The following is a 24,941-nucleotide window of genomic DNA, read 5'->3' as shown; positions in this document are numbered from 1 at the left end:
AGGGGCAACCCATATCAGGATAACCGTCAATCTAACAGCCGTTATCGAGAGGGCCCGTACACCGGAATCTCCTCTGCGTGTTGTAAGATTTTGTGCAGAAATCGCTGGCCCCTTCCGTCGACCTCGCCTACTTCAGCGAGGGGAAAGGTCCTCTCCCCAAGGTCGATTACTTTTCCCCAGCCAGGTTGTTCGTCTTGAACCCTTTGCAAGGCAAGCTCTAATAGATCCATCCCTTTGTCGCGCTCTCTGGCCTTGAGATAGCTTGAGGCAGCCGTAATCTCATCTCCAGACTCCCTTGGCGGATGCGATGAAGCAACCAACTGATTTAGTAAATTTAACCCTTCCTCACGCTCTCCTAATTCGATCCGATGGCGAGCAACGAGTAAGAGGGCGCTCGATCGCTTAGATGGATCGGTGACTTCTTTGGCGGCCTCTTCCATTTTGGATAGTAAAGATTGGGCTTTATCGGTTTTCTTCTGGTCTATCAGAGTCCATATCACAATAGATAAGCAAATAATTCTTTGCGAAGGATCTCGAATTTCGTCCGCGATCGATGCCGCCTTTTCCGGAAAACCCAATTCGACTAAGTTGAATACGATGTTACGGAGGGAATCGAAATCGTTTCGGCTCTTGGAAACGTCCTTTAAAGTTGCACTTTCCGCCCGGGAGAAAATTTCGGTCACCTCGTTTCGGTCTCCGACTTTCGCCCAAATCGCGGCTAATTTCGCCCAGTCCTCTCCGGATACTGCTTGATGCTCCCATTCTTTCAAACGTGATTTTACCTTTACGATTGAATCCTCCGGCCAGGGCAGCGTATCTTGTGTCGAATAAGACCTCAGATGCCGGTACAATGTTGCTATTTTCCCGACTACTCGATCCAGCGAATCAATTGCACGAAGTGCCTTATCGATTTCTCCGGCGGCCATCCAGGCCGCTGCAATTTGGGCGTGGAACCGACTATCCTCTCCAATTCCTTTTTTATCGAGAAGTGCGATCGCGCTCAATAAACGCTCCCGCCCCTGTGCCGTCTGCTTTGCGGCAAGCTGCTTTGTTGCAATCTGAAGCCAGGCGTCGGCCTTCTCCGCCTCATTTCCTTCAATCAGCTCGGCTACTTCCCAAGCACGCTGAAACATTCCCCCCTCCGTATAAACGGAGGCAATATATGCGTACCTTTCAGGTCGATCCGATTGTCTCACAGCTTGTTTTGTTACCTCTATCGCTTTTGAGAGAATCCGCTCTGCGTCCTCCGGACGATGAATTCCGAGATAACCCTGCGCAACATCGATGAGAGCAAAACTCGTCCCGAAAGTACTACCCCGAGTCGGAACCAATTTCTCTGCATCCCTCAAGATTCTAACCGCAATGCTCTCTTCGCCGAAGGCGGCGTATTGAGAAGCAAGGCGAACCAACTCATGGTGACGCTCTAATCCATCTTGATCTGCTTTCTGAAGGTCTGACTCCGCTTTCGCTAAGATCGCTAACGCCTGGCTGCGGTTTCCCGTCTCCCAGAGGACTGCTGCGATTTGGATCATCGCACCGATCTGTCCGACACCCCCATTGAAATCCTGAGTAATCAGAAGCGCCTGTTCGACCTTTCCAAGGCGGGCATAGAGTTCGGCGAGGGTTATATTAGATCCTCCGCTCTGGATAGAGCTCTTTATATTTGCCCGATCAAGAAGGCCGTCAATCGGTCGTGGATTACCGGATTTCCAATATTCCTCTGCCAATTCAATCAGGAGCTGCCGTTGTGAAGAGGGATTTCCCACGACAGCATCGATTGACTGCTCCGCTCGCTTTAAAAAGTGAAGCGCCCGATTTAACTCACCGACCTCTCTTGCAGCTCGAGCCAAATGAAGCCATGTTCGCGCTGTATCATCTGCATCCTTAGAGCGGTCTCCACGGCGAGCTTCAGCCAAAGCTTCATTGAGAAATCTAGATGCCATCGTTTCCTCTCCGCGGGTTGTGGCAATACCGAAGAGCGAAACCCAAAAGTGGATTCGATAGGAGGGAATATCGATTTCCTTGATCATTTTGCGGGCCTCCTCGTATCGTCCCGCATGAGCGAGACTGCCCCCGACTTCAATAGCGGCGTTTATGTTTTTTACTCCTTTCACTTTGGCAAATGCCGCCTCCGCTTTCTCGCTCTCTCCGACATTGGCATACCCTGCTGCAACCTGAGAGAGCAGTGAGGGCGAATCAACCAGTGAAGACGCTTGATCCAGCAACGCCTTCGCCCGATCGGGTTCTTTAAGACGGATATATGCCCACGCGACCCTTGTCAGCGTGGAACCCCATCGTTCACGTTCCCATTGCTCTTTTAGTGGACGGGATGGTGAAATGATGGCCTTCTCAAGTAGATCAAATGCTTCTTTCTTTTTGCCCTGCTCGACAAAATCAAATGCCAGCGCCATCAAAAATCCAGGTCTGTCGACCAAGCTCGTTCTGGTGAGCGCAATCTCTTGGGCCTTATCCATTTGTCCTCGCCTTTTGTAGATCCGGATAATCCGCTTTAGAGCGTATTGGAGGTAGGCTTCATCTGCTTTGCGTTCGATCAATAAAAGGATGGCTTCAATCGGATCAGTCTCCGCGTCGGCTTTTCTTTTTGCGTGGGGGAGAACTTTTTCTTTCAACTCGTCATACGAATAAATTCCGATCCGAAGCTGCCCCTGTATCAACTGAGAGGCGATCTTGGAGGTAGGGTGTTTTGCGAGGAGTTCCTCGATTTTCTCATTGGCTGCCTTGTAAAATCGGTATGCCTCGGAAAAATTCTCCTGTTCGATCTTTTGAGCGGAATTGATAAGAGATGATGCTTCTTGAAAAAGCGTATTCGGAATGGTCTCAGCGCAAAGCAGTCCGGCAAGTAAGAGTACTCCCAAACAACCGGCCAGTGCGCCTGCTCCAATACGCTTCATCGGATTGCTCGATTGGTTAAAGCGGAGTTCTATGTGTTTTACGGGAAGTCAGATATGATTATATCGAAAATTGCGGAGAAACTAAACAGAAAATAGTCATATCGGTATGCGTTTTCCTTGAGAAAGGAATTCCATTTGAAATATCCAATACAGGATGGATCTCGCCCCTCACTTGTTTCAGGAAGAACTTATTCGTCCTGTAAAAATTGGTTTTTATCTCGCGAAGATTGGCCAGAGATATAGAAGCTCTATATTATTTCTCTTCAAATGTCGGAGGAAGTAGTTTGTTTATGATGAAAAGCAATACAGCGGTGGAGATTCCTAGGGAAGCCCACAGGATCAGACGGCCCGGTCCCGTTAGGCGTAAGAAAATCCGAGAGGGGCCGGTCTTCAGAGATTCTTCTTGGTCCAGAGTGGCTGAAGATCTTTCAGCAGAGAGAAGCGCATCGGCAATTAGCGAAATGTCATATTTCGGAGGAGTCGTCTTTGGATTTCCATAATAAAACCAAAGCGATTCATTGATGGATCCTTTGAAGAGTAAACGGGGTGCCTGATAATGGATTTGAAACGTTTCGAGCCGAAGCGGAGAATTATCTCCGTCGTCGACCTCTAAAATAAGCTTTGTAGTTTGTGGTCTCTCTTGGATTGAAATAAAGAGCTGGGCTGATTCCTGCTCGGGTATCCTCCGCCAAAGGCCGCGTCCCAACAGCCGGCGGGAAATCGCTCCTCGTTCGTCCTCCCTTTCTTCATACAATTGTACCGATCTCTCGAAGAGCTGCTCTATCACCGTACAACTCAGAGAAGTCAGCGGGAGGTTAGAATATGGAAGCAATAACTCCCAGCGGTCAATCCGTTTTTTCGGGTCGGAACCAAGATGTATGACAGAAGGGGAAAAACTCCTCAATGGTCCTCTCCGTTCAATGACGTAAGGAACCTGATTTCCTCCCGCAACAATGCGCCAATCCGATCCAGAAGGAGCGGTCTGCGACAAGACATGCAGTCCTGGTTCTAACTCCTGGATTCCATCAGCAGAGGGTCGAAGACGTGCCCGGTATCGATAGGGGGTCAAATCAATCGGGCCCGCTCGATCCGGGAGCATCGGGAGCGGCTCAGGCCGAATAAAGGTGGGGTTCGATTGGATCGGTCCGATGCGGGCCGAAACAGCATCCGTCCGAGTGATCGTCTCTCGCATGCTTGAGAGATCATACCGCGGCGCTCTTGCTTCCAGATGTCCGAAGGCAAGGTGGTAGCTCCCTGCGTTTTGAGCATGGAAGATAAGGTAAACCGGAAGAAGATGTGCCCGAATCTTTTTGATTCGAAGCGGGGGAGCATCTCCATTCGAGATGACTAACGTCAGCTCCCTAGTTTGTACAATTTTACCGACCGATAGCCGCTCGTTAGCGTGAATAATTTTCCCCTCCGGAGCAATCCGATAAAAGGTTCCCTCCGCGAGACGCTCTTCCTGAATTTCACCATTCATATATTTGCTGAGAGTCAGCCGGGCGGGCCGAGTGAAGAGGGCCTCTTCCGTTATTAGCTCGATTTCTGAGAGGGTGACGTTTCGAGAAGGAAGCGCGATCCTTAGATATGTCTCACCAGCCGCATCGATCCGTTCGATCAAATTGAGGTCGATCGGATCCGTGGCGGGAGGCGCCGCGGCAGTTTTCTGGATCCGGACACCGGTGATCGGGATGGGTGGGGTACGATCATCATCAAGGATAATTCGAAGGTAAGGAAATGGTATCGAACCAAAGTCAATTTTTAACTGCGCTGCACCATTTGGCTGACGAAAGACCGGCCTGTTGATTGCAAGGGGCCTCCATTGTTTTTGATCTTTTGATCCCTCCACCGTGACGGCTTTCAGAAATTCAGATGCGGGTGTTTCGAGTACAACCGCTTCGATCGGATCGGTTGATCCGGTGATAACTGCCAAAAGGGTACGATCCTTCTGGACAGTGATTTCCAACTGCTTCGCAGGAGTCGTCTGCTGATTTTCCCGAACAGGATATTCCAAAAGATAGGCCTGCTCCTTGCCGTGTGTGTCAAAGAGACGAAGGTCCCGTAGCGTGGCGTGGGCCTGATCGATGGTCTCATAAGGGAGGGGGTGCCGTATGAGTCCCGGTTTCTCAACATCGATCTCTTGATGAAGAGGCCATGCGGATGGGATTTCAGCCGAGATGGAGGGCTGCGCGGTGAAAAGCAAAAAAAGAGTGATGACAAAATACCTCACGAGCGAGCCTCCGGCTTGTTCTGTTGTTGCAGATAGCGCTGATAGAGGAAAGAGGCGAGGATCAAAACGGCAGCCAACCCCAGAAAAGCCCCCACCCGGTAGAGCTGACCTAAGCGCCAGAGATCATGTAGAAAGAGTTTCCCGATGGTGACCGCGAGGAGTCCCACCCCGCCGAGTCGCGCCCCGCGTTGATTTACCCGAATCCCGATGCTAAGCAAGGTAAGGCCGAAAATGGCCCAGCCGAGCGTATAGGTGAGGTCAAGCGCAAAGCTTCCGGAGAATTGAAAGGTTAGCGTCGACCCCGTGCTGAAGAAATCGGCAATCTCGATGTTCAGTAATAGGAAGGCTAAGATCACCCCCAGTCCAGCGAGTGTGGGTGCAATCGGTTTTCCCATCACCCCTTCATTTGCGGGTCGCCAGAGCCGCGCCGCCAATAATAAACATATCGTTGCGACACCATAGGTATAGAGATACCAATTCAAGATCGGGAGCGCGGCTCGGGGGTGATAATCCAGCACAGCGGGGTTCATCGCCAGCCGTACAAAAACGATGAGAAGCAGTGCGCCTCCCCAGATTTTAAGTCCCTCGTGCGGGATTCTTCGATAAAGCCAAACCAATGCGATCCCCTCCAGCGCCCACCCCAGCGTCAACCACTCTTTCTCAAACTGCAGCGGGAAGATCAAACTGATGAAAAAAAGAGAAATCCCGCCGAAGAGGGCCAGCTGGGTCAGGTAGTGGGGTGATTCTTTTGGAATGTCGCGGCGGATGTCGTACAAGCCTGCAAGATAAATCACGGCATAGAGCGCGGGGAGGAGACCGATCACGGCATCTCCGAAAGAGGAAACAATGGCCTGATAGACCAGATAAAAAGAGCCGGGACCCACGCAGGCCGCAGCCACCCAGGGAAGCAGCAGATCGCGCATTCGCTTTTGGAAGAAAAAGGGGAAAATGGCAAAGAGCGTGAAATAGATCAGATACCAAGGAAGCGGAACCAACGGATGATTGACCGGATCATACCGGCTGAAGTGCCAAGTATATTGCAGCAGAAGTCCGCAGCCCATGGCAACCATGGAGAGCATCTCCGCTCGATAGTACACGACCAAGCCGAAGAGGAGCATCGCGAAGAGAAGTCCCATTCCGAAGAGGGTCCCCGGGCTCTCTAGGGGAAGATGCAAACAGGCCATTATCAGAAGTGAATAAGGGAGAATCGCCGAGAGCGCGGGGAGGTGCGAGAGAGTATTCGCATCCATCGGCCACTCCGGTTTTAGCCCAACCGAGGCAGATACAAAAGACTTCTTCTGCCGACGCATGATGTAGATGCCGAGTAGATAGAAACCGACGGAGAAAAGCACGACGACGAAGAGCAGACCGGAAAGCGCTGTGGTGTCGGTTAACTGCGTTAGCCAGAGCGCTGAGAGGATGAACGTGGCAATGACCACACTAAAGAGGACCCAGAGTACCCCTCCGAGAATCGCGACGACAATTGCAATAAGATCAATGAGGAAAACGATCGGCCAAATCCAGAAGGGAGAAATGATTGCTTTAGAGATGGATATCATGATTGGGATCAGCATCAGTACCGGATAGAGATAACTCCAGATCCAAGGGGAAGTGGACGGCCGGACCTTCTGGAGTGCCACCGGTAGCGCTGCATGAAGGGCTGCGAAAAGAAGATAAAAGAAAAGAGCCCAGGGGAGAAGATCCTGTGTCAGAAAACCGGCTGTCCAGACCGAAAGGAAGAGGAAACTGATTGCACCTGCCGCCAACTGCACCTTGCGGAAATCATCCCTATAGAGTGCTAAACCGGCGATTCCCGCGTCAAGCAGGAAAAGGAAAGTAAAAAGTAGCCACGGACGAGCGGCAAGCGCCGGATAGCCCATAAAGTAGCCGGTATAGAGCATTGAGATCAGTGGCAGTATGGCCGCTGGCTTAAAGATCCATTGATCCTCCGCGTCGCGTCGCCTAGCCACCAGATCGATTCCAATGAAGAAGAATGAAAAGAAGAGAAGAATCGCCATCGCGATCTCGACCTTGGAAGGGTCAAAGAACCGCTCTACCCAGCCTATCTGCATCAGGACCGTTCCGACTGCACCCATTGCGACAAGGAACCCCCAACGTTTTCGAATCGCCACGGCGGTAAGTCCCATGTCAAGAAGCGCAACGTAGGCAAAGAGCCCGAACGGACGATCCTCTCCTGTGGAGAGGAGGGGAGGGGTCAGGAAGCCGCCCACCATACCGAGGATCGCGACATACCGGGTATCGAGCCGAACTGCGAGTAGAAAGGCAAGAACCGTCACCAGGCTCATGAAGGGAAAAGCGAGTGATGCTTCGATGAAGTGATACAGGGCATGGGCCGCAAAGATGTCGGCATAGAGAATGCCGATGCCGGCAGCCGCGAGCGTGTGGACGGTGATTGCATACCCTTTCGTCCTCATCCAAAAGGCGCCGACGATTGTCCCGGTCCCCAGCGTCAAGCCGAGCAGGATTCGGACTCAGGGACTGAGGAGCCCATGATCGATCGAATATTTCACAAAGAAAACCGTTCCCAGGAAAAGAGCGAATCCCCCGATCCAGGAGAAGAGGTTCACCCCTGTAAACCTTTCCCAATCGATCGATGCCATCGCGGGGATCTTACTTTCGGGAGCGGCGGCCCGGGACGGCGCTGGCGAAGGGATCGGCGGTCGCACGGGAGGCGGCGAAGTGGAGTCGGTTCGTGGTTCCATTCTCTCTGAATATGGGGAAGAGGGCGTGACAGGAAATTGGGGCGGTGGAGTCGGCTTCTCTTGGGCGGGAGCGGGAATGGGGGAGACGGCATCTTCAGGCGTCTTCTGCTGCAGCCGCTGAATCGATCGCCACAGCTTCTGAATTTCATCTTCCAACGAGGAGATTTTCTGCGAGTCGATGATTTGACGGATAATCAGTACGACGATCCCAACAACCGTTAAGAACATTAACATGGGATCACCTCACTGTTTATTGCATTCATCTTTATTCCTTTGCCGATACAAATCATAATTGTTCCTGGACCTGAGCGTTGTTGACGAATTATTATTCCGCTTGTTGCCGGCCAGGACTTGTTCTAGTATAATCCCTTTGCGGAGTTATGTCTTAGAGATTTTCTCTTTAACACATGTCAGATCCTAAAAAACGCGTCTTTATTATTGCGATAATCATGGTATGATCGGTGGAGTGAGTGTCGGCTTCCACCGATCGTTGATTCAAATCAAGCTAGGAAGTTCATGGCAAGAAGCGAAACAAAGGGCAAAAAAGAGCGGCGCATCATGATCGCCATTGTCCTTCTTGGCCTGATTCTATCCGGTATTGATCCATATGATCGGCCGACCTGGTGGATGGAGGTGTTTCCGGTCCTCATTGGCCTCCCCATTCTAATTCTCACCTACGACCGGTTTCCGCTAACCCCTCTTGCCTACCGATTGATCACCATCCATGCGCTGATTCTGATGTTAGGGGGACATTACACCTACGCACGTGTCCCACTTGGCTTCTGGATACAGGATCTCTTCGATTTTGCGCGGAACCATTACGATCGCATCGGGCACTTCGCACAAGGGTTTGTTCCGGCGATCATTGCACGGGAAGTTCTTCTTCGGAACTCCCCCCTCTACCCCGGAAAAATGCTCTTCTTTCTTGTCGCCTGCGTCTGTCTTGCGATCAGCGCCTCTTATGAGTTCATCGAATGGTGGGCGGCGATCGCCGGCGGAGAAGCGGCCGATGCTTTTTTGGGTACTCAGGGGGATGTCTGGGATACCCAATGGGATATGTTCCTTGCCCTGATCGGCTCGCTGACCGCCCAACTGACCCTTGGCCGCCTTCATGACAAGCAGCTGGGACAGATGAAAGAATAAAATCTGGTCGCTGCCCATCATGCAAATCCCGGAATGCGGCGAGTCACATGAAACTCCAAGCCTTTGACGATCAAATTTCTCCATCTGGACTCGGTCTCAAGCGGCTTGAAAAGCATCCGTCTGGCCACGTCATAGGGGAAGTACTCTTTTGAGATTGCCGTCATCGCCTTCCCGAGAGTGTCCGAGGAGAGAGGCTCAAAGGGGGTAGTCTTCTTCCAGCCGACATGAATGTGGCGGAAGGTGATATCGATATCCTCTTCGGCAACAATCGTGTTTCTTTTCAACATCGTTTTAGAAAGCCTCCAGAGACCGTTTCGCTCCGTCATATTGAAGCGTTTAAAGTACTGGAGGAAATGCTTGTAATGTTTTACCTCGTCCCGATACATCTTCATGAGGAGATCTTTGAGGATCGGCTCGGGGCAATAAGCACTCGCCGCCCTGTAGTACATCGCGGCTTCCGTTTCGGTCATGCATCGTGCCAGCATTTCTAACGCCTTCGTCGGTCGAAGCAACTCCAACTGGCAGAATCTCGAGTATTCCTCATAGAAAGAAGCATACGCGGCCTCCCAGTCATAGTCCGGCCAGACCGACTGGACGTAATACTTCATTGCTCGGCCATGATTCATCTCCTCAGGATCCCAGATCATATGAAGCCATGAGCGGACCTCTTCATCGTCTCGGTAGAAAGTAATCAGGTTTTGAGTAATGAAGCCGACCGTGCTTTCCAAAAAGGAGGAGCCTACGACGCTGTAGAACAGAATATTATTGTCTAAGACCTTCTCTTTTTGAATGTTATGATATTCAATTCCTTCCGCCTGCCAATCCGTTTTTCGAAAATTCATCGCAGTCTCCTTTGTGATTGGTTACCATCAATGATGGATATCCACGTTTTGTATTAGCACTTGGAACTCGACCACGAAGGGTGTGATTGCAACAGCGAGGCCTTTTCTGATTCCATATCAGGATGTGAAAAACAGAAAGCAGTGAAAATATCGGATAACGCTGAGGAATAGAGACGATCGAATGGTGTGTGGAAAGCTTGAAAGAGTGTTGTATTGAGGTACGGTGTATCGGATGCGGTTACAGACATGGCGATCGGGTGCGAAGTTTAGGTGGCAGCCTATCTTCACGGTGCGAAGCAAGGTTCGCAACAAAGCCTCTGTTTAATTTATGGCAAGAGCTTTGGATCTGTTTTATGATAGGGAAAAAAGAGGAGCGTCACATGACTGCGAAAGGCACGCCGATTGCTTATATGCTTTGATAGCATGAACAGAGACCGGATACCTGGCTTGAAGTTGGATTGATCCTGTAACGGAGTGTAAGATGAAACGATGGGGAATATTTCTGCTGTTGCTTTTATCTTTACCGTCCGTTCGCGCCGAAGCGCGCGAAACATCCGGCAAGCGGACTTGCTTCGGGTTGATTTGGTGCACTGAAGAGAAGGACGGCTCGGTTTCGCGTGATGCCCTATATCTGTACTCTTCAGAGCAAAGAGAGGGGTTCTCCCGCCTTTCGGTCCGTCCCTTCTACTCTCATGAGATCGATCTGAAAGCGGATTATGTTCGACGGAGTATTCTATGGCCGCTGGGGACCTATGAAAAGAAGGGGAATGATATTTGGTTTCATGTTTTCCCGCTCTACTGGCATGAGGAGCACCCGCGCGAGCGGTTCACACTCTTTTTCCCTCTCTACTTCAATTATCTCAAAGATGAGAATAGCTATTTTCATCTCTTCCCGCTCTATGGCCATCATGCGCGGGGAGAGTCATACGATCGCTACTTTGTTCTGGGGCCGCTCTTTATCTATACCCAAGACCTTGAGCGGGAGCGACGGCAGTGGGATTTTCTTTTTCCCCTGGTCAGCCACCGGAGCGATCGGGAAGGGAGCGCCACCCGAGTCCTCCCCCTCTATTTTTCAGAGTATGATCATACGTCGGGGCAGGCTTATCGATATCTGCTTCCGATCTATGGCGCATGGGAGAGTCCGGCCTTTTCTCACAGCTTTTTATTCCCGCTTTACGGTTCCGAGGAGGATAAAAAGGCCTCGGAGCGCCGGCTCTCCTTGTTGGGTCTGCCGCCGATCCGAGCGCTTCGGCCGCTGCCGACATTAGCCCTCTATGAGCATGTCTCGGCTTCCGATCGGACAACCGATCGCTTTTTCCCGATCTATCGGTATGCCCGATGGTTTAATGAAGATCGAACCGAGATCGATGCCCTTTTCCTTTATCGGCATCAATCCTCTCCAGGAGGTGTTCTTGACCGGCTCTTCCCCCTCTATCGATACGAGCAGTCACAGCAGAACACCCATCTTTCTCTTGTCGGTTATCAAGAACTCTCCCTCTTCTGGTATCAGAGGACTCCACAAGAAGTAAAGAGTCACCTCTTCCCTTTGTATAACAAGGAGAGTGACTCAAGATCAGACGCAAATCAATTGGGACTCATCGGCTATGGTCCGCTGTCCCTCTATCGGCATGAGCGGACCGCCTTGGGGATGACGGACCGTCTCTTTCCCCTCTACTCGTACAAAGAGCAGAAAGAGGGGATCGACTTCTCCTTGTTGGGAGTGGGTCCGCTGGCGTTCTACCGGCACCAACAACGAGCGGATGGCACCCGAGACCGCTTCTTCCCCCTTTATGACTACGAATCGGTTGGAGCGCAACGCGCGCTTTCCCTTTTGGGAGTATCTGAACTCGCACTCTACCGGCAGGAGATCACCCCCAGTCAAGTCCGACATCGTCTCTTTCCGCTCTATGCTTATCATCGCGATCTCTTAAAAGACAAGACCGAAATCGATGGCCTCTTACTCTATCGGCATCAGACGAGCCCCTCGGCGACATCGGATCGGCTTTTCCCACTCTACGGATATCGTAGATCGGGAAAAAGCGTCCGCTTCTCTCTTTTGGGATTCCCTCCGACCGGCAATGACTGGACCCTCTCCCTTTATGAACACGCGGAGTCTCCCTCTCTAATCGAAGATCGCCTTTTCCCGCTCTATCGCTATCGACATCATCTTGTGAACGGGGAGCGGCAATGGGATGCCCTCTTTGTCTATCAGCATCGGCAGAGCGAAACATTTACAAAGGATGCCCTCCTGCCGTTTCATTCTTATGAGCACGATATCCTTCGGCAGGAAAGAAGGATGGGATTGTTAGGCGTCCCCCCCTTGATGCTCTTTGAGAGCCGAAGCACACCTGCCGAGAGCACAGGTCATCTCTTTCCGCTCTATGGATATCGTAAACGTCCTGAGGAGAGGCGGATCACGCTCTTAGGACTTCCTCCTATCGGGGATACCTCCCTCTCTCTGTATGAGCATCGCACGTCGGAGGGGGAGGTAGTCGATCGGTTCTTTCCCCTCTACCGCTATGCTCACAACCTTAAACGCGATGAGATCGACTTCAACCTGCTTCTTTTCTATCAACATCATGAGACCCCGCAGCGGACCGACGATTTTCTCTTTCCGCTGGGGAACCTGACCCGAGAGGGAACAAAGACAGATCTTTCTGTTATCGGGTATGGCCCCCTTTCGCTGTTTCGATATATCAATGACGGCACTGCGCTGACGCATCGGTTTTTCCCTCTCTACTACTCTCGCAGCCGGCTGGAAGGGGAGGAGACCTTTCTCAATGCGCTGCTTATCTATACGCATCGTGCCACTCCGAAAGCGCTCTATGATGGTCTCTTCCCTCTCTACAGCTATGAACGAGTAGCGGGGAAATCCGCCCTCTCCATCGTTGGCTTTTCGGAACTCTCTCTGTATCGACATACTGGATCAAAAGAGAAGACAACCGACCGCCTTTTCCCACTCTATGGTTATGAACAGGAGAAGGGAAATGGGGGCTGGTCGTTTGGGATGATCGGTGTCCCTCCACTCTCCCTTTATGCCCACAAATCGAGTCCAGCTTCGGTGGAGGATCGCTTCTTTCCCCTCTATGACTATGAGCGGCGGGAAGACCGGTTTGCCGTCTCTTTCGTCGGATTAAGAGATCTCTCTTTGTACCGTCATGAGCAAACGGCATCGCTGACGCGCGATCGGCTCTTTCCCCTTTATGATTATCGGAGCGATGCCGTGGCCGGAAGCCGATCTTTTGGCCTGCTCGGAGTCTCCTCGCTAACCCTTTACTCCCATCGATCCACCGCAAGAGAGGTCGATGACCGGCTCTTCCCGCTCTATGGTTATCGTGAAGATCGGACCGATGGCGCATGGCGGCTCTCAGCCCTCGGACTGCCTCCCATCGGCAGCGGCCCCGCACTGGCACTGTATGAGCACTCCGACTCAGAGAAGGAGCTCACCGATCGCTTCCTTCCCTTCTATCTATACCAACATGATCTTGAGAAGAAAGAGCGTCGCTTCACGACCCTTCTTTCCAGATACCGCTCCAATCCGGACGGGAGATGGCAGCGCGTTTTCCCATTCTACAGTGATGAACGTGATCACAAGACCGGGGTGCGCCGGGTCGGTGTGATCGGAGTGGCACCTTTCTCACTCTATCAACGGGTGCAGACGAATGAGGAGCTCTCGGATCGCTTCTTTCCTCTATATCGCTACAGCTACAATCGAATTAGAGATGAAGGGGAACTCTCGTTGCTCTGGCCGCTCGTTACCTACAAAAACCGCGAGGGACATACAACGGAGGCCAGCGTGCTTTGGTGGCTGGTCAATTATGAGCGATCGGACGAGGAGACCCAAGAGTGGCATCTCCTCGGCGGCTCCGCTATGGCGGTGGTCAGTAGGTCGGTTTCCCCCGAGCGCTCCACCTTTGAATTCAATCCGATTCTCCCGCTCTATTCTTATGAAAAGGAGAGGGGAAAGGGTGTGGAGTGGACCTTCCTCGGAGGCTTGGTCGGTGTGGAGCGCTCGGATGAAGGAGCACGAAAAATGCGATGGCTTTGGTTCTTCGGCGGTGCAGACGACACCCGGACAAAAGAGGAAGGAGATCTGACGCTATGAACCATTCGGAGGTCAGGAAGAAAATCCTCATGATTCTGCTGGCATTGCTTCTATCCATGAGCTTAACTCCTGCGGCCGCCGCTTCAATGCCCGATCGGGGCGAAACAGTGATTCTGCTTCATGGCATTCTCGGCCATCCGGTGATGATGAAGAAGATTGAATGGACGCTGGAGCGCGCCGGATACACCGTGATGAATATCGACTATCCCAGTCGTGAAAAAATGATCGAAGAGGCGGCGGCTGATCTGGCCGAACAGGTTCGGAAGCTGGATTCTTCGTCGAAGGTTCATTTTGTGGGGTTTAGCTTGGGAAGCATCATCATCCGCTACTATCTCTCCCATGATCCACCCGAGAATGCCGGCCGCTTTGTGATGATCGCCCCGCCGAACCACGGATCGGAGCTCGCCGACGTGCTTTATCCTTACTCATGGTTTCGCTGGCTCTACGGCAGTAAGGCAATGACCCAGCTCCTTGCAAGCAATCGCCCGTTTTATGCTGAAATCGGCATCCCGTCGGTCCCATTCGGCATTATTGCCGGTGGGCTCTGCGATGGAAAAGGGCTTAGCCGGGATCTTCCCGGAGACGACGACGGATCGGTCTCGCTACAAAGCGCCCGGTTGGAGGGAGCTGCCGATTTCTTTGTGATCCGACGTCAGCACACCGCCCTTCTTCTGGAGCAAGAGACGGCGGACCAAGTCGTGGCATTTCTCTCCTCGGGACAATTCGATCATCGTGGTGAGATCCCGTGTGAGGCAGATCAGGAAAATAAGAATGAACCCTAAAGATCCATAGAAGAAAGAGGAGCATTCGATGGAAGGATTATCGACATCCACACGCATGTTTTCTCGTTGGATCCAGCCCGGACCGGATGCACCCTCTCAAAGGTCTCAGAGCGTCGTCTCGTCGGCCGCTATCTTCGCTGGAAAAACGGGATTCGGGCAACAGATCCGGCCGAGCAAGCGGAGGCCGTTTTACAGACGCAGTGGCTTGCGATGATCGAGCAGACGAAACATGTCGATCAGCTCGTCATCCTGGCCCATGATGCGGTCTTCGACCGAAATGGCGAGCGGCTGGAAGATCAGACCCATTTTTACATCCCGAATAATTATGTTTTGGCATTGGCCCGGGAGCACCCGCGGCTTCTGCCGGCCGCGTCGATCCACCCTTACCGAAAAGACGCGCTGGAGGAGCTCGACCGGGTGGTCGAGGAAGGAGCGGTTTTAATTAAATGGCTTCCGAACACGCAAGGTTTTGATCCGATGGATCGGAAGAACATCCCCTTCTTCAAAAAGCTCCTGGAGCATCAAATCCCGCTCCTCTGTCATACGGGACCGGAATTTGCCCTCAAGCCGCTCGATCAATCGTTGGGTCATCCCTCGCGCCTCCTGCTTGCTCTCGAAGAGGGGGTCACCGTCATTGCCGCCCATGGGGGAGGATGGGGCTGGCTTCCGGGGTTCGGATTAAGCGCTTCGTTGAGATGCTCTTAAAGTACCCGCATTTCTACACCGACACCTCCGCGCTGACGCTTCCGCCGCGGAGCCGCTATCTGCTCACGTTTCTGGATCGTCCCGAGCTGCACGCCAAGCTTCTTCACGGAAGCGACTATCCGCTTCCGGTCTCTCCCTGGCCTTTTGTCCACCGGCTGGCGATAAAAGAGGCGCGACGGATCGCAGCGATCCCCAGCCCGATCGATCGGGATCTGCTGATCAAGCGGGCTCTCGGTTTTCCGGAGTCAGTCTTCGAGCGGGCCGCCGGTCTTATTCTTCTAAAGAAGAGGGGTGAACATCTTGCCAAAGAGGGGGCTTTCCATTAGACTAAAGCGCGTGCCAAGGGCGGATAATTTACTCATAGCAGGCGGGACGGAGCGTACAAGGTGACGAGTTCCTTTTTGCTGCAATTTTCCCTGATTGCGGGGACAGGGTGTCTTGCGCTGGCGTTGTTGGTCTTCCAGCAGAACCCGGCCGGGTCGGTCCATCGAAAATTCTCCCAACTCTCCCTGGCGCTCGCCCTCTGGAATATCGGCTACTATCTTCGGGAGGTGACCCAATCGCCGTCGTGGGACTTCGTCCTCTTTCTGGGAACCTTCTCGATTCCCGGCGCGGCGTTCGATTTCGGCAGCGCCTATCTGAAGAGCGAGCGGCAGAGTTGGGTCCGAAAAACCCGATTTGCGATCTATCTGATCGGCTTTCTCTTTTATCTGACTGTTTTCACCCCGTTCTTTGATTGGCCGGCCTGGAATATGGCCGCTCTCGCCTTTATCCTTCCGACGCTGGCTTTCTCGCTTTGGCGGCTGAAGCGCCGGATGGACGCCATTCATCATCCGATCCAGAAGCGGCAGCTGCAGGTGCTCTTCTACGGCGGCTGCATTGCAGCGCTCTTCAGCCCGACCGATTTTCTCTTCTCGCTGGGAGTTCCGATTCCGCGGCTTGGAAGTGTCGCCACCGTAGTCTATCTCTACTTCGTCGCGACCGGGATTCTCCGATATCATCTGCTGGATCTACAGGAGGTGATGCAGCGGGAGCAGATGGCGGTGATCGGCGAGATGTCGGCGGGACTTGCGCACGAGGTCAGAAACCCGCTCGCCACCATTAAAGGGGCGATTCAGTACCTTGATCCGAAGAAGTTCTCCGGAGAAGAGCGGGAGTTTTTGGAAATCGTGTTAGAGGAAACGCATCGTCTCAACGACGTGGTCGCGCGCTTTCTCGATTATGCCCGCCCCTTAAAGAAAGATCTCTCCATCGAACCAATCGATCAGCTGGTTGGGAAGACAGTGGCGCTGATTCAGCGCGGGACTCCCTCGGATTGTGTCGTGGATTTTAAGGCCAACGTTTCCTCCGTCGCGATCGAAATCGATCGGGGTCAGATCGAGCAGGTCTTGATCAATCTGCTGACGAATGCGGTCGAGGCGATGCCCGAAGGGGGATTGGTCGAGATCACCGGCCGCTTGCAGGAGGAGCGATTCATCCTCTCGGTGAGAGATACCGGAAAGGGAATCTCTCCGGAGATGCAGGCCAAGCTCTTTCATCCCTTTTCGACTTCCAAAGAAAAAGGGGTGGGGTTGGGCCTTGCGATCTGCAGGCGAATTATCGAAGGGCATGGGGGAGCGATTCGTGTCGCCTCTCCAGGTGAGGGGGGGACTGAGTTTATCCTCGATCTTCCCCTCCGGCAGGGTCGAAAGGAGATATAGGGATGTCGGCGAGAATCCTCATCGTAGATGATGAGCGGAATCTTCGACGGGTGCTGGCGGCGCATCTGAAGCGCGAGGGATGGGAGGTGGGGGAGGCCGTCGACGGCGCCGAAGCCCTCGAACGTCTGGCCCAGGGTGCCTGGAGCCTCGTCATCACTGATCTCAAGATGCCGAACCTCGACGGCTTGGGCCTGCTGGAGCAAACGGCGGCCCGCCATCCCGATCTCCCCGTCGTCTTAATCACCGCCCACGGCACGATTGAGACCGCTGTCACGGCGATGAAGCGCGGAGCATTCGATTATATTACCAAGCCGTTCGACCAGGAGGAGCTGCTCGCGGTGGTCCGAAAGGCGCTCGCCACCGGGGAGCGCCAGGGGCGGGAACTGCGGCGGCCGGGACCGATCGGGACGGCGTCTGAGATCATCGGCGCTTCCCCCGCCATTCAGGCAATGTTGAAGATGATCGATCGGGTGGCGGACAGCCCCTCCTCCGTATTAATCCAAGGGGAGACCGGCACCGGCAAAGAATTAATCGCGAGGGCGCTTCATCAGAAAAGCCAGCGTGCTTCAAAGCCATTTATCGCTGTCAACTGCGGAGCGATCCCCGAGAACCTGATGGAGAGTGAATTCTTCGGCTATGAGAAGGGGGCTTTCACCGGCGCCGCCTCCAGTAAACCCGGGCGGTTTGAGCTTGCCGACGGCGGCACCCTCTTTCTCGATGAAATCGGGGAGCTGCCGAAGCCGATGCAGGTGAAGTTACTGCGGGTGCTGCAGGAGCAGACGCTCGAGCGGGTCGGGGGGGTGAAAACGATCCGGGTTGATGTCCGTCTCCTCTCTGCGACACATCAAGATCTGAAGCTGAAGATCAAGGAGGGGAGCTTTCGCGAGGACCTCTACTACCGGCTCAATACAGTGACCCTCAAGCTCCCCGCGCTGAGAGAGCGGAAGGAAGATCTGCCACTCCTGACGGATCACTTGCTTCGAAAGTACAGCGAACGGCTTCGTCGTCCACTCCGTGGGATGAGCCCCGAAGCACAGGCCGCCCTGAGCATCTATGACTATCCAGGAAATATTCGCGAGTTGGAGAACGTCATCGAGCGTGGCGTGCTTCTCTCGCAAGGCCCGCTGCTTCGCTTGGAAGACCTTCCAGAGGAACTACACTGTACTCCCTCGCTGACAGCGACAGAGGAGTCGTCCTCGCCCGATCGGATCAAGGAGCGGATGAAATCGATCAAAGGGCAAATGGAGCGAGAGATGATCGTGGCCGCGCTGCACGAGACCGGGGGAAACGTTACGCTGGCGGCCAAGCAACTGGGCTTAAGCCGAAAGGGGCTGCAACTGAAGATGAAGGCCTATCAGATCAGAAGAGAGGAATGAGAGGATAAACCGCAAGAAGCACAAGAGGATAGACGGCCTTAAATAAACGCCTTCCTGGGACACTTCCAAAAAATCTCTTCAGACACCATGAGCCCCATCCTTCACCCCTGGTATTCACCGCGAACCAAACTCCTCGTTCGAATCCTTCCACTGCGAATCCGGTTTCGCACCCGTGCATTTTTATTTATTTAATAGGTTTAATTATTTTTCCCAAGTAACTGATTTTACGAGTCTAGTGTTCTCCGTATTCTCGCCATTATTTCCCCACATAACCGGCCCCCCAATTGCAATCCCATCGGATAGACTTATTAAACACTCTGCAAGGAGATAATCCCATGGGGAAATACCAAGCGCTATTAAGACGGCCCGGATTCCAGCCTTTTCTCTGGACCCAATTCTTGGGGGCATTCAACGATAATATTTATAAGATCGTGGTGTCGATGCTGGCGGTGCGTGTCGCGACCACCTCCGGAAGCGGCTATCTTCCCCTGGTGGGGGCGATCTTCATTCTGCCTTTTCTTTTCTTCTCGGGGTATGCGGGACATCTGGCCGATGCCGTCAACAAGCGAAAGGTGCTGATCGCCACCAAGCTCTTCGAGGTCTTCTCTATGTTGGTGGCGACGGCGGCGTTCTGGTCAGGCCGAATCGAGTGGATGCTGGGTGGTCTTTTCCTTGCGGCCCTGCAGGCGACCTTCTTCAGTCCCGCCAAATATGGAATCGTTCCGGAGATGCTCCCGGACAAGGAGCTCTCGCGCGCCAATGGCCTGCTGGAGATGAGCACTTTTCTTGCGATCATCCTTGGAACTTCGATCGGGAGCATTCTCTTCTCAGCTTGGAAGGAAAATCTGCTCTGGATGGGTTTGGTGTTGGTTGTCATTGCGGTGGCTGGGGCGCTCACCAGCTTTCAGATCGGGCGTGTTCCTGATCCCGAGTCTAAGAAACCGATTCAGATCAATCCATGGGGAGAGGTCGGGCAGGGGATTCGGCGGCTTTATCGGGATAAGAATCTCTGGCTGACCGTGATCGGGATCTCTTATTTCTGGTTTCTGGGAGCGCTGCTGCAGATGGATCTCCTTCTGATCGGAAAAGAGGTGATGCAACTGAATGATTTCTGGATCGGAATTTTGGGGACCTTTCTTGCGATCGGCATTGGAATCGGAAGCCTGGCCGCCGGGCGGCTCTCGGGAGATAAGGTGGAGTTGGGACTCGTTCCGCTCGGTTCGATCGGGATGGGACTTTTCTCCATTCTTCTTTCGCAGGCGGGGGCCTCTTACCTGGGCGCTGCCTCGGCGCTCGTGGGGCTGGGCCTCTCCGGCGGTCTCTTCGTGGTCCCTCTGAATGCATTCCTGCAGCAGAAGGGAGGAGCAGAAGAGAAGGGCCAGTTAATCGCGACAAATAATTTCCTCAATACGATTGGCGTGCTGTTTGCTTCCGCCGCGTTGTGGCTTTTGAGCGATAAGCTTGCGATTTCTCCTGATTGGATTGTTTTCTTCTTCGGGCTTTTCACTTTGGCGGCGACGGTTTACCTTCTTAAAATATTGCCGGATTTTCTCATTCGCTTCATCCTCTGGATGTTGACCCATACGATCTATCGCATCCGGATCAAGGGACAGGATCATGTCCCGTTCCGAGGGCCGGCGCTGCTGGTCTGTAATCACGTCTCCTTTGCAGACGGTCTTCTCGTCGGCGCCTGTGTGCAACGGTTTATCCGATTTCTGGTCTTTAAGGGATTCTTTGACATCAAGCCGATCGGATGGCTCTTACGAACGATGCGCGCCATCCCGATCGCGGGAGGAAATCGCAAAGAGGTCGTCGCGTCGATCGAGCGGGCGCGGGAGGAGTTGCGCCAGGGCCATGTGGTCTGCATCTTCGCCGAGGGGGCGATCAGCCGGACCGGCAACATGCTCCCCTTCAAGAAAGGATTTGAGAAGATCGTCAAGGATCTCGACGTGCCGATTGTCCCGGTCCATCTCGATGGGTTGTGGGGGAGTGTTTTTAGCTTCGAGAAGGGGCATTTTTTCTGGAAGCGGCCGAGGAGAATTCCTTATCCGGTGACCGTCTCGTTTGGGGAGCCCCTGCCGTCGACTGCAAGCGCTCACGAAGTGCGACATGCGGTGATGTCACTCGGGAGTGATGCGGTACAGCTGCGGCGTGAAAAAGAAGAGCTGCTTCATTTGAAATTCATGGCGTCTGCGAAGTCGGCTTGGCGGCAATTCTGTATGGCCGATTCTACTGGAAAGGAGCTGACCTATGGCAAGGCGCTGATCGGCAGCCTGCTCCTCTCAAAGAAAATCCGCCGGCAGTGTACGGATCAGAAGATGGTCGGGGTGATGCTTCCCTCCTCGGTTGGAGGGGCCCTCGCAAACATTGCTGTCCTGATGGCGGGGAAAGTGCCGGTGAACTTGAACTTTACGGCGGGAAGGGATGCAATCGATGCGGCGATTCGTCAGTGCGAAATCAAAACGATTCTTTCCTCCGACACCTTTCTGACCAAAGCGAAGATAGAGCGGCGATCCGAGATCGTGTCCCTCGAAGCGATCTCGAAAACCATCTCAGCGGCCGAGAAGGTCTCTGTTGCTTTGATCACTTTCCTCCTCCCGGCATGGGTGCTCCGGAGGCTCTTCTGCCCCGAGAAGAGTGAGCCGGATCAGATGGCGACGGTGATCTTCTCCAGCGGCAGCACCGGGCAGCCGAAGGGGGTGATGCTCTCGCACCACAACATTCTCTCGAACATCGAGAGCATTTCGCAGGTGTTCTGGATCACGGAGAAGGACCGGGTGATGGGGGTGCTTCCGTTCTTTCACTCGTTTGGCTTCACCGGTACCCTTTGGTTTCCGCTGATCGCGCGATTCGGCGCCGTCTACCATCCGAATCCAATGGATGCAAAGGTGATCGGGGAGATGGTCTCGAAGCATCAGGCGACGATTCTGATCAGTACGCCCACTTTTTATGGTGGGTACATTCGCCGCTGTTCGAAAGAGGAGTTTGCATCGCTTCGGTATGCGATTGTGGGGGCGGAGAAGCTCCGGGCTGAAGTCGCGGAGGCCTTCCGCGAAAAGTACGACCTCGATCTGCTGGAAGGATATGGATGTACCGAGCTCTCTCCGGTGGTTTCGGTCAATATTCCCGATGTGACGCACGGACGGGAGTATCAGAAAGGTTTCTGCTCGGGAACGGTGGGTCACCCGGTCCCGGGGGTGACCGTGAAAATCGTCGATCTCAACACCGGCGAAACACTCCCGGCCGGTCAAGAGGGACTGCTTCTGGTGAAGGGTCCGAATTTAATGCTCGGCTACCTCCATCAGCAGCAGAAGAGCGCCGATGTGATCCGGGACGGGTGGTATCACACTGGCGACATCGCGTGTATCGATGAAGAGGGCTTTATCCGAATCACCGACCGGCTCTCGCGCTTCAGCAAGATCGGAGGCGAGATGGTGCCGCATATTAAGATCGAAGAGGCGGTGAACGCGATTCTCCAAAATGGAAATGGGGCGGTGACCGCCATCCCGGATGACCAGAAAGGGGAGCGTCTTATCGTTTTCTATACCGATTCCTCCGCTTGTCCCGAGACCCTCTGGAGCCGCCTCAATGAATCGGGTCTGCCGAAACTTTGGATTCCGAAGCGAGAGAATTTCTATTCTATTGAGGCCCTCCCGATCCTTGGCACAGGGAAGCTCGATCTGAGAACGCTAAAGGCAATGGCTCTGGCGAGGGCGACATGCGCCGGCATCACCCAATAACGGCGCGCTTCACGAGAAAAAAAGATGAAGATTTTAAGAGATCAGCTATACTGTGGGAGCTGATATTTAAATAGAATATGTCCTTCCGGGTGGAGACTCATGATGGTTAGGTCTTATTCGAGAACGTCCCTGGGCACCAATAATGAAGATCGGACGGTTTGATCGTTTCGCAGCACGAAGCGGTTCCCGAAGGATCTTTTGGCTCTCTACGGGAGTCCTCTTATCTCTGCTCTTTATCTATCCGGAGGGTGAGCGGATTCCTTCCCAACCGGTCTTACCCACTCCTTTCCAATGGGGTCGGTCCACTCTGTTTCACACCTTAGAAAAAGAATTTGAACAGACGCGATCGGCTTCCCAAGGAATGACAGCAGAAGAGATTGAAACGTTCAAAAGAGAAGGGTTGGAAATCCTCAACCGGGTGAGAGCGAGCGGATCGGAAGTGCCGTTTGATGAGCTGACCCGGTTGGAGGCGATTCAATTTCGGCTCGCTGCTCGCGCGGCTGCGCATGAATCTTTTTTACCGGGCGCTCAGGAATATATCAATCAAATCCGGATTCAGCTGCTGAATAGCGCTCGATCTTGGCCCATCGGCCGGCGCGATGTGCACGAGGCAATCTATCGCGTTATTTATGGAGGGCGGGCCGCTATTGAGGAAGCGCTTATCCAAAATCGCGCCACAGCGCTTCCATCCATTCTGACACTGGAGCAATTTTCCTCCAATGTCCCTGGGACCGTTGTGGAAGGAATCGAAGTGCACAGTGGAGATATCCTCCTCTCACGGGGGGGAGCGCCAACGTCCGCCTTAATCGCCCGTGGGAACGATTTTCCGGGATTCTTCTCACACGCAGCCCTCCTGTATGTCGATCCGAAAACAAAAGAGCCGATTGTCATTGAGGCTTTAATCGAGCAGGGAGTGGTCCTCTCCTCACTCAAAGACTATCTTCAGGATAAGAAATTCCGCATCCTTTTGCTTCGTCTTCGGCCGGACGGTCCAATCATGGCTAATAACCCTCAGGCACCGCATCAAGCAGCGACTGCGATGATTGGATTCGCCCGGCAGAACCGGCTTTCATACGATTTTGCTATGGACTGGCAAGAGCGTAGCGGCTTTTTCTGCTCCGAGGTTCCATTCCATGCATATCGGGAAATGGGGATTGATCTCTGGGGATTTAAATCCTCGATGTCTTCACCCGGTTTAGTCAATTGGCTCTCCGGCATGGGGGTTCGACATTTTACGACCCTGGTCCCCTCGGACTTAGAATACGATCCTCGTCTTGCCCCCGTCGCCGAATGGCGCAACCCTGACTCTCTAAGACAGGATCGGTTGGACAATGTCACGATGGACGTTCTTCTAGAAGGAGCTGATCAAGGTGAGCGACTTCGAGCCCCGCTCTACCAGCGACCGATCGCCCGAATGATAAAAGGATGGTCGGTTCTGCAAAGCACCTTCGGTTTCAGACCCGCTATTCCGGAGGGAATGACGGCAGAGTCGGCCCTGCGGGTTCACTATCTCTCCAACGAGCTTCATCCGAAAGTACGCGGTGAAATTGAGATCGAGGCGCGCCGATTCCGAGAGGCAGCCGGTCATGAGGCCCCCTATTGGAAAATGATCGAATTGGGGCGCAAAGTAATAGAACGGCGTCGGTTGGCTGCATCCACAACATGAGAATGATACCCGTTTTATTCAATAGGAGGAAACAATGAAGCGACCTGTGGGATTCATCTTATTCTTCTTCGCATCATCGTTATGGGGCTGTGTCTCCACGAAGCCGATTCCGAATCTGATCTACCCAAGACCGATCTACCCCATCAGTCGTTATCCGATGGCATCGGAATCCGCCGGAGTGAAGGCCGCTATCTATCCGTTTGCTCCTGGCCGAGACGTCTATACAGATCCGGCAAAACCGGCAGAGAGAGACGGAGGACTCTCATTGAATGTACTCGACGCGGGGGTCATGCCGGTCCGCTTGATCCTCCTCAATGAGGGCGAGGAAGAGATCCTGTTTGATCCCGATCAGATTCGCGGCATGGTGGGGGAGGTAGCGTACCGCACTTATTCACCCCAAGAGGCCGTCGACCTCGTAACCCAGTCTAAAGAATTCAAAGAAGCCATTGAAGGAAGCCAGGTTGGACCGGTGCTTAAATCGATACTCGGGGGGGAAATCTTTGTTGAAGCCTTTAGCGGCGGGGTCAGCGGCGTTGCCTCCGGGGGAATTACCGGCGGGGCCAGTGGGGTTGCGAAGGGGGCGGCAGGGGTTGGGGTAGGTCGGGCGCGTCAGTATGAGAGAGGATTGATTCAACTCCTCACTCGCGAGTACACCGGCCAGCAGATTAAGCGGCAAACCTTAGCGCCAGGCTTTTTTGCCGACGGATTGATTTTCCTGCCAAGCCAGGTAGGTATTACGGAGATTGCGATTCCGACTTACAACCCGAGCACGAAGAAATCAATTCTCCTGAGGGTGGGAATGGAGTAGTTTGTTTATTAACCGCATCCGGCGTCGACATCTACAAAATCGAAAAACTGCTGGGTCATAAGGATATCCGAATGACCCAGCGGTATGCACACCACTACCCGGAGAGCCTTCGGGACGGGGTGGGAGTTTTGGATCGCCCAAAAATTATCACAAATTTATCACATTCAAAGAAAAAGGAGTTAGCCGGTGTGCGCTAACTCCTTGAAAGT

Annotated in this window: 16 protein-coding genes; 11 read left to right on the top strand and 5 right to left on the bottom strand. The window is 53.4% G+C overall.

Annotated features, from left to right (window positions below):
- Window positions 1-41: 41 nt before the first annotated feature.
- The 4 genes from MCM46_00200 to MCM46_00185 form a co-directional block, all read right to left on the bottom strand.
- Window positions 42-2,912 (bottom strand): hypothetical protein, encoded by a 2,871-nt coding sequence (locus tag MCM46_00200; GenBank protein MCG3110215.1) that lies wholly within the window; start codon window positions 2,910-2,912, stop codon window positions 42-44.
- A 253-nt stretch (window positions 2,913-3,165) separates the two neighbouring features.
- On the bottom strand, window positions 3,166-5,142 hold the full coding sequence (locus MCM46_00195; protein MCG3110214.1) for a DUF3999 domain-containing protein: 1,977 nt from the start codon (window positions 5,140-5,142) through the stop codon (window positions 3,166-3,168).
- Entirely contained in the window at window positions 5,139-7,577 is a 2,439-nt protein-coding gene (locus tag MCM46_00190; GenBank protein ID MCG3110213.1) for a DUF2339 domain-containing protein, read from the bottom strand. The genes MCM46_00195 and MCM46_00190 overlap by 4 nt, the downstream gene beginning before the upstream one ends.
- Window positions 7,578-7,634: 57 nt before the next feature.
- Entirely contained in the window at window positions 7,635-8,099 is a 465-nt protein-coding gene (locus MCM46_00185; GenBank protein ID MCG3110212.1) for a hypothetical protein, read from the bottom strand.
- 282 nt (window positions 8,100-8,381) lie between these two features.
- Between MCM46_00185 and MCM46_00180 the strand changes: the two genes are divergently transcribed.
- Entirely contained in the window at window positions 8,382-9,008 is a 627-nt protein-coding gene (locus MCM46_00180; GenBank protein ID MCG3110211.1) for a DUF2238 domain-containing protein, read from the top strand.
- A gap of 17 nt (window positions 9,009-9,025) precedes the next feature.
- Here the strand turns inward: MCM46_00180 and MCM46_00175 are convergent, their stop codons facing one another.
- Window positions 9,026-9,850, bottom strand: a complete 825-nt coding sequence (locus MCM46_00175; GenBank protein ID MCG3110210.1) for a ferritin-like domain-containing protein — start codon at window positions 9,848-9,850, stop codon at window positions 9,026-9,028.
- A 481-nt stretch (window positions 9,851-10,331) separates the two neighbouring features.
- Here MCM46_00175 and MCM46_00170 point away from each other — a divergent pair, with 481 nt between their 5' ends.
- The 10 genes from MCM46_00170 to MCM46_00125 all read left to right on the top strand — a co-directional run bounded on the left by MCM46_00170 (window position 10,332) and on the right by MCM46_00125 (window position 24,929).
- On the top strand, window positions 10,332-13,955 hold the full coding sequence (locus MCM46_00170; protein ID MCG3110209.1) for a hypothetical protein: 3,624 nt from the start codon (window positions 10,332-10,334) through the stop codon (window positions 13,953-13,955).
- On the top strand, window positions 13,952-14,737 hold the full coding sequence (locus MCM46_00165; protein ID MCG3110208.1) for a hypothetical protein: 786 nt from the start codon (window positions 13,952-13,954) through the stop codon (window positions 14,735-14,737). The genes MCM46_00170 and MCM46_00165 overlap by 4 nt, the downstream gene beginning before the upstream one ends.
- Before the next feature lie 66 nt (window positions 14,738-14,803).
- Window positions 14,804-15,442, top strand: coding sequence for an amidohydrolase family protein (locus tag MCM46_00160; protein MCG3110207.1), 639 nt, complete (start codon window positions 14,804-14,806; stop codon window positions 15,440-15,442).
- The gene (locus tag MCM46_00155) at window positions 15,433-15,768 is read left to right on the top strand and encodes a hypothetical protein (GenBank protein ID MCG3110206.1); all 336 of its coding nucleotides are present in this window, start codon (window positions 15,433-15,435) and stop codon (window positions 15,766-15,768) included. Before MCM46_00160 ends, MCM46_00155 begins: the two co-directional genes overlap by 10 nt.
- 60 nt (window positions 15,769-15,828) lie before the next feature.
- On the top strand, window positions 15,829-17,142 hold the full coding sequence (locus MCM46_00150; GenBank protein MCG3110205.1) for an ATP-binding protein: 1,314 nt from the start codon (window positions 15,829-15,831) through the stop codon (window positions 17,140-17,142).
- 2 nt (window positions 17,143-17,144) lie between these two features.
- Window positions 17,145-18,518 carry a sigma-54 dependent transcriptional regulator gene (locus MCM46_00145; protein MCG3110204.1) on the top strand — a complete coding sequence of 458 codons (1,374 nt, stop codon included), beginning with the start codon at window positions 17,145-17,147 and terminating at the stop codon, window positions 18,516-18,518.
- 335 nt (window positions 18,519-18,853) lie between these two features.
- The gene (locus tag MCM46_00140; GenBank protein MCG3110203.1) at window positions 18,854-22,258 is read left to right on the top strand and encodes an MFS transporter; all 3,405 of its coding nucleotides are present in this window, start codon (window positions 18,854-18,856) and stop codon (window positions 22,256-22,258) included.
- Between the two features lie 361 nt (window positions 22,259-22,619).
- The gene (locus tag MCM46_00135; GenBank protein ID MCG3110202.1) at window positions 22,620-23,924 is read left to right on the top strand and encodes a hypothetical protein; all 1,305 of its coding nucleotides are present in this window, start codon (window positions 22,620-22,622) and stop codon (window positions 23,922-23,924) included.
- Window positions 23,925-23,958: 34 nt separating this feature from the next.
- A complete protein-coding gene (locus MCM46_00130) occupies window positions 23,959-24,732 on the top strand; it encodes a hypothetical protein (GenBank protein ID MCG3110201.1) in 774 nt (257 codons plus the stop codon).
- Window positions 24,733-24,782: 50 nt separating this feature from the next.
- Window positions 24,783-24,929 (top strand): hypothetical protein, encoded by a 147-nt coding sequence (locus MCM46_00125; GenBank protein ID MCG3110200.1) that lies wholly within the window; start codon window positions 24,783-24,785, stop codon window positions 24,927-24,929.
- Window positions 24,930-24,941: the final 12 nt, after the last annotated feature.

This window comes from Candidatus Manganitrophus morganii (assembly GCA_021651055.1).
Classification (GTDB): domain Bacteria; phylum Nitrospirota; class Nitrospiria; order SBBL01; family Manganitrophaceae; genus Manganitrophus; species Manganitrophus morganii.
Note: the sequence above shows the minus strand (reverse complement) of the source record. Positions and strands in the feature narration are given on the sequence as shown.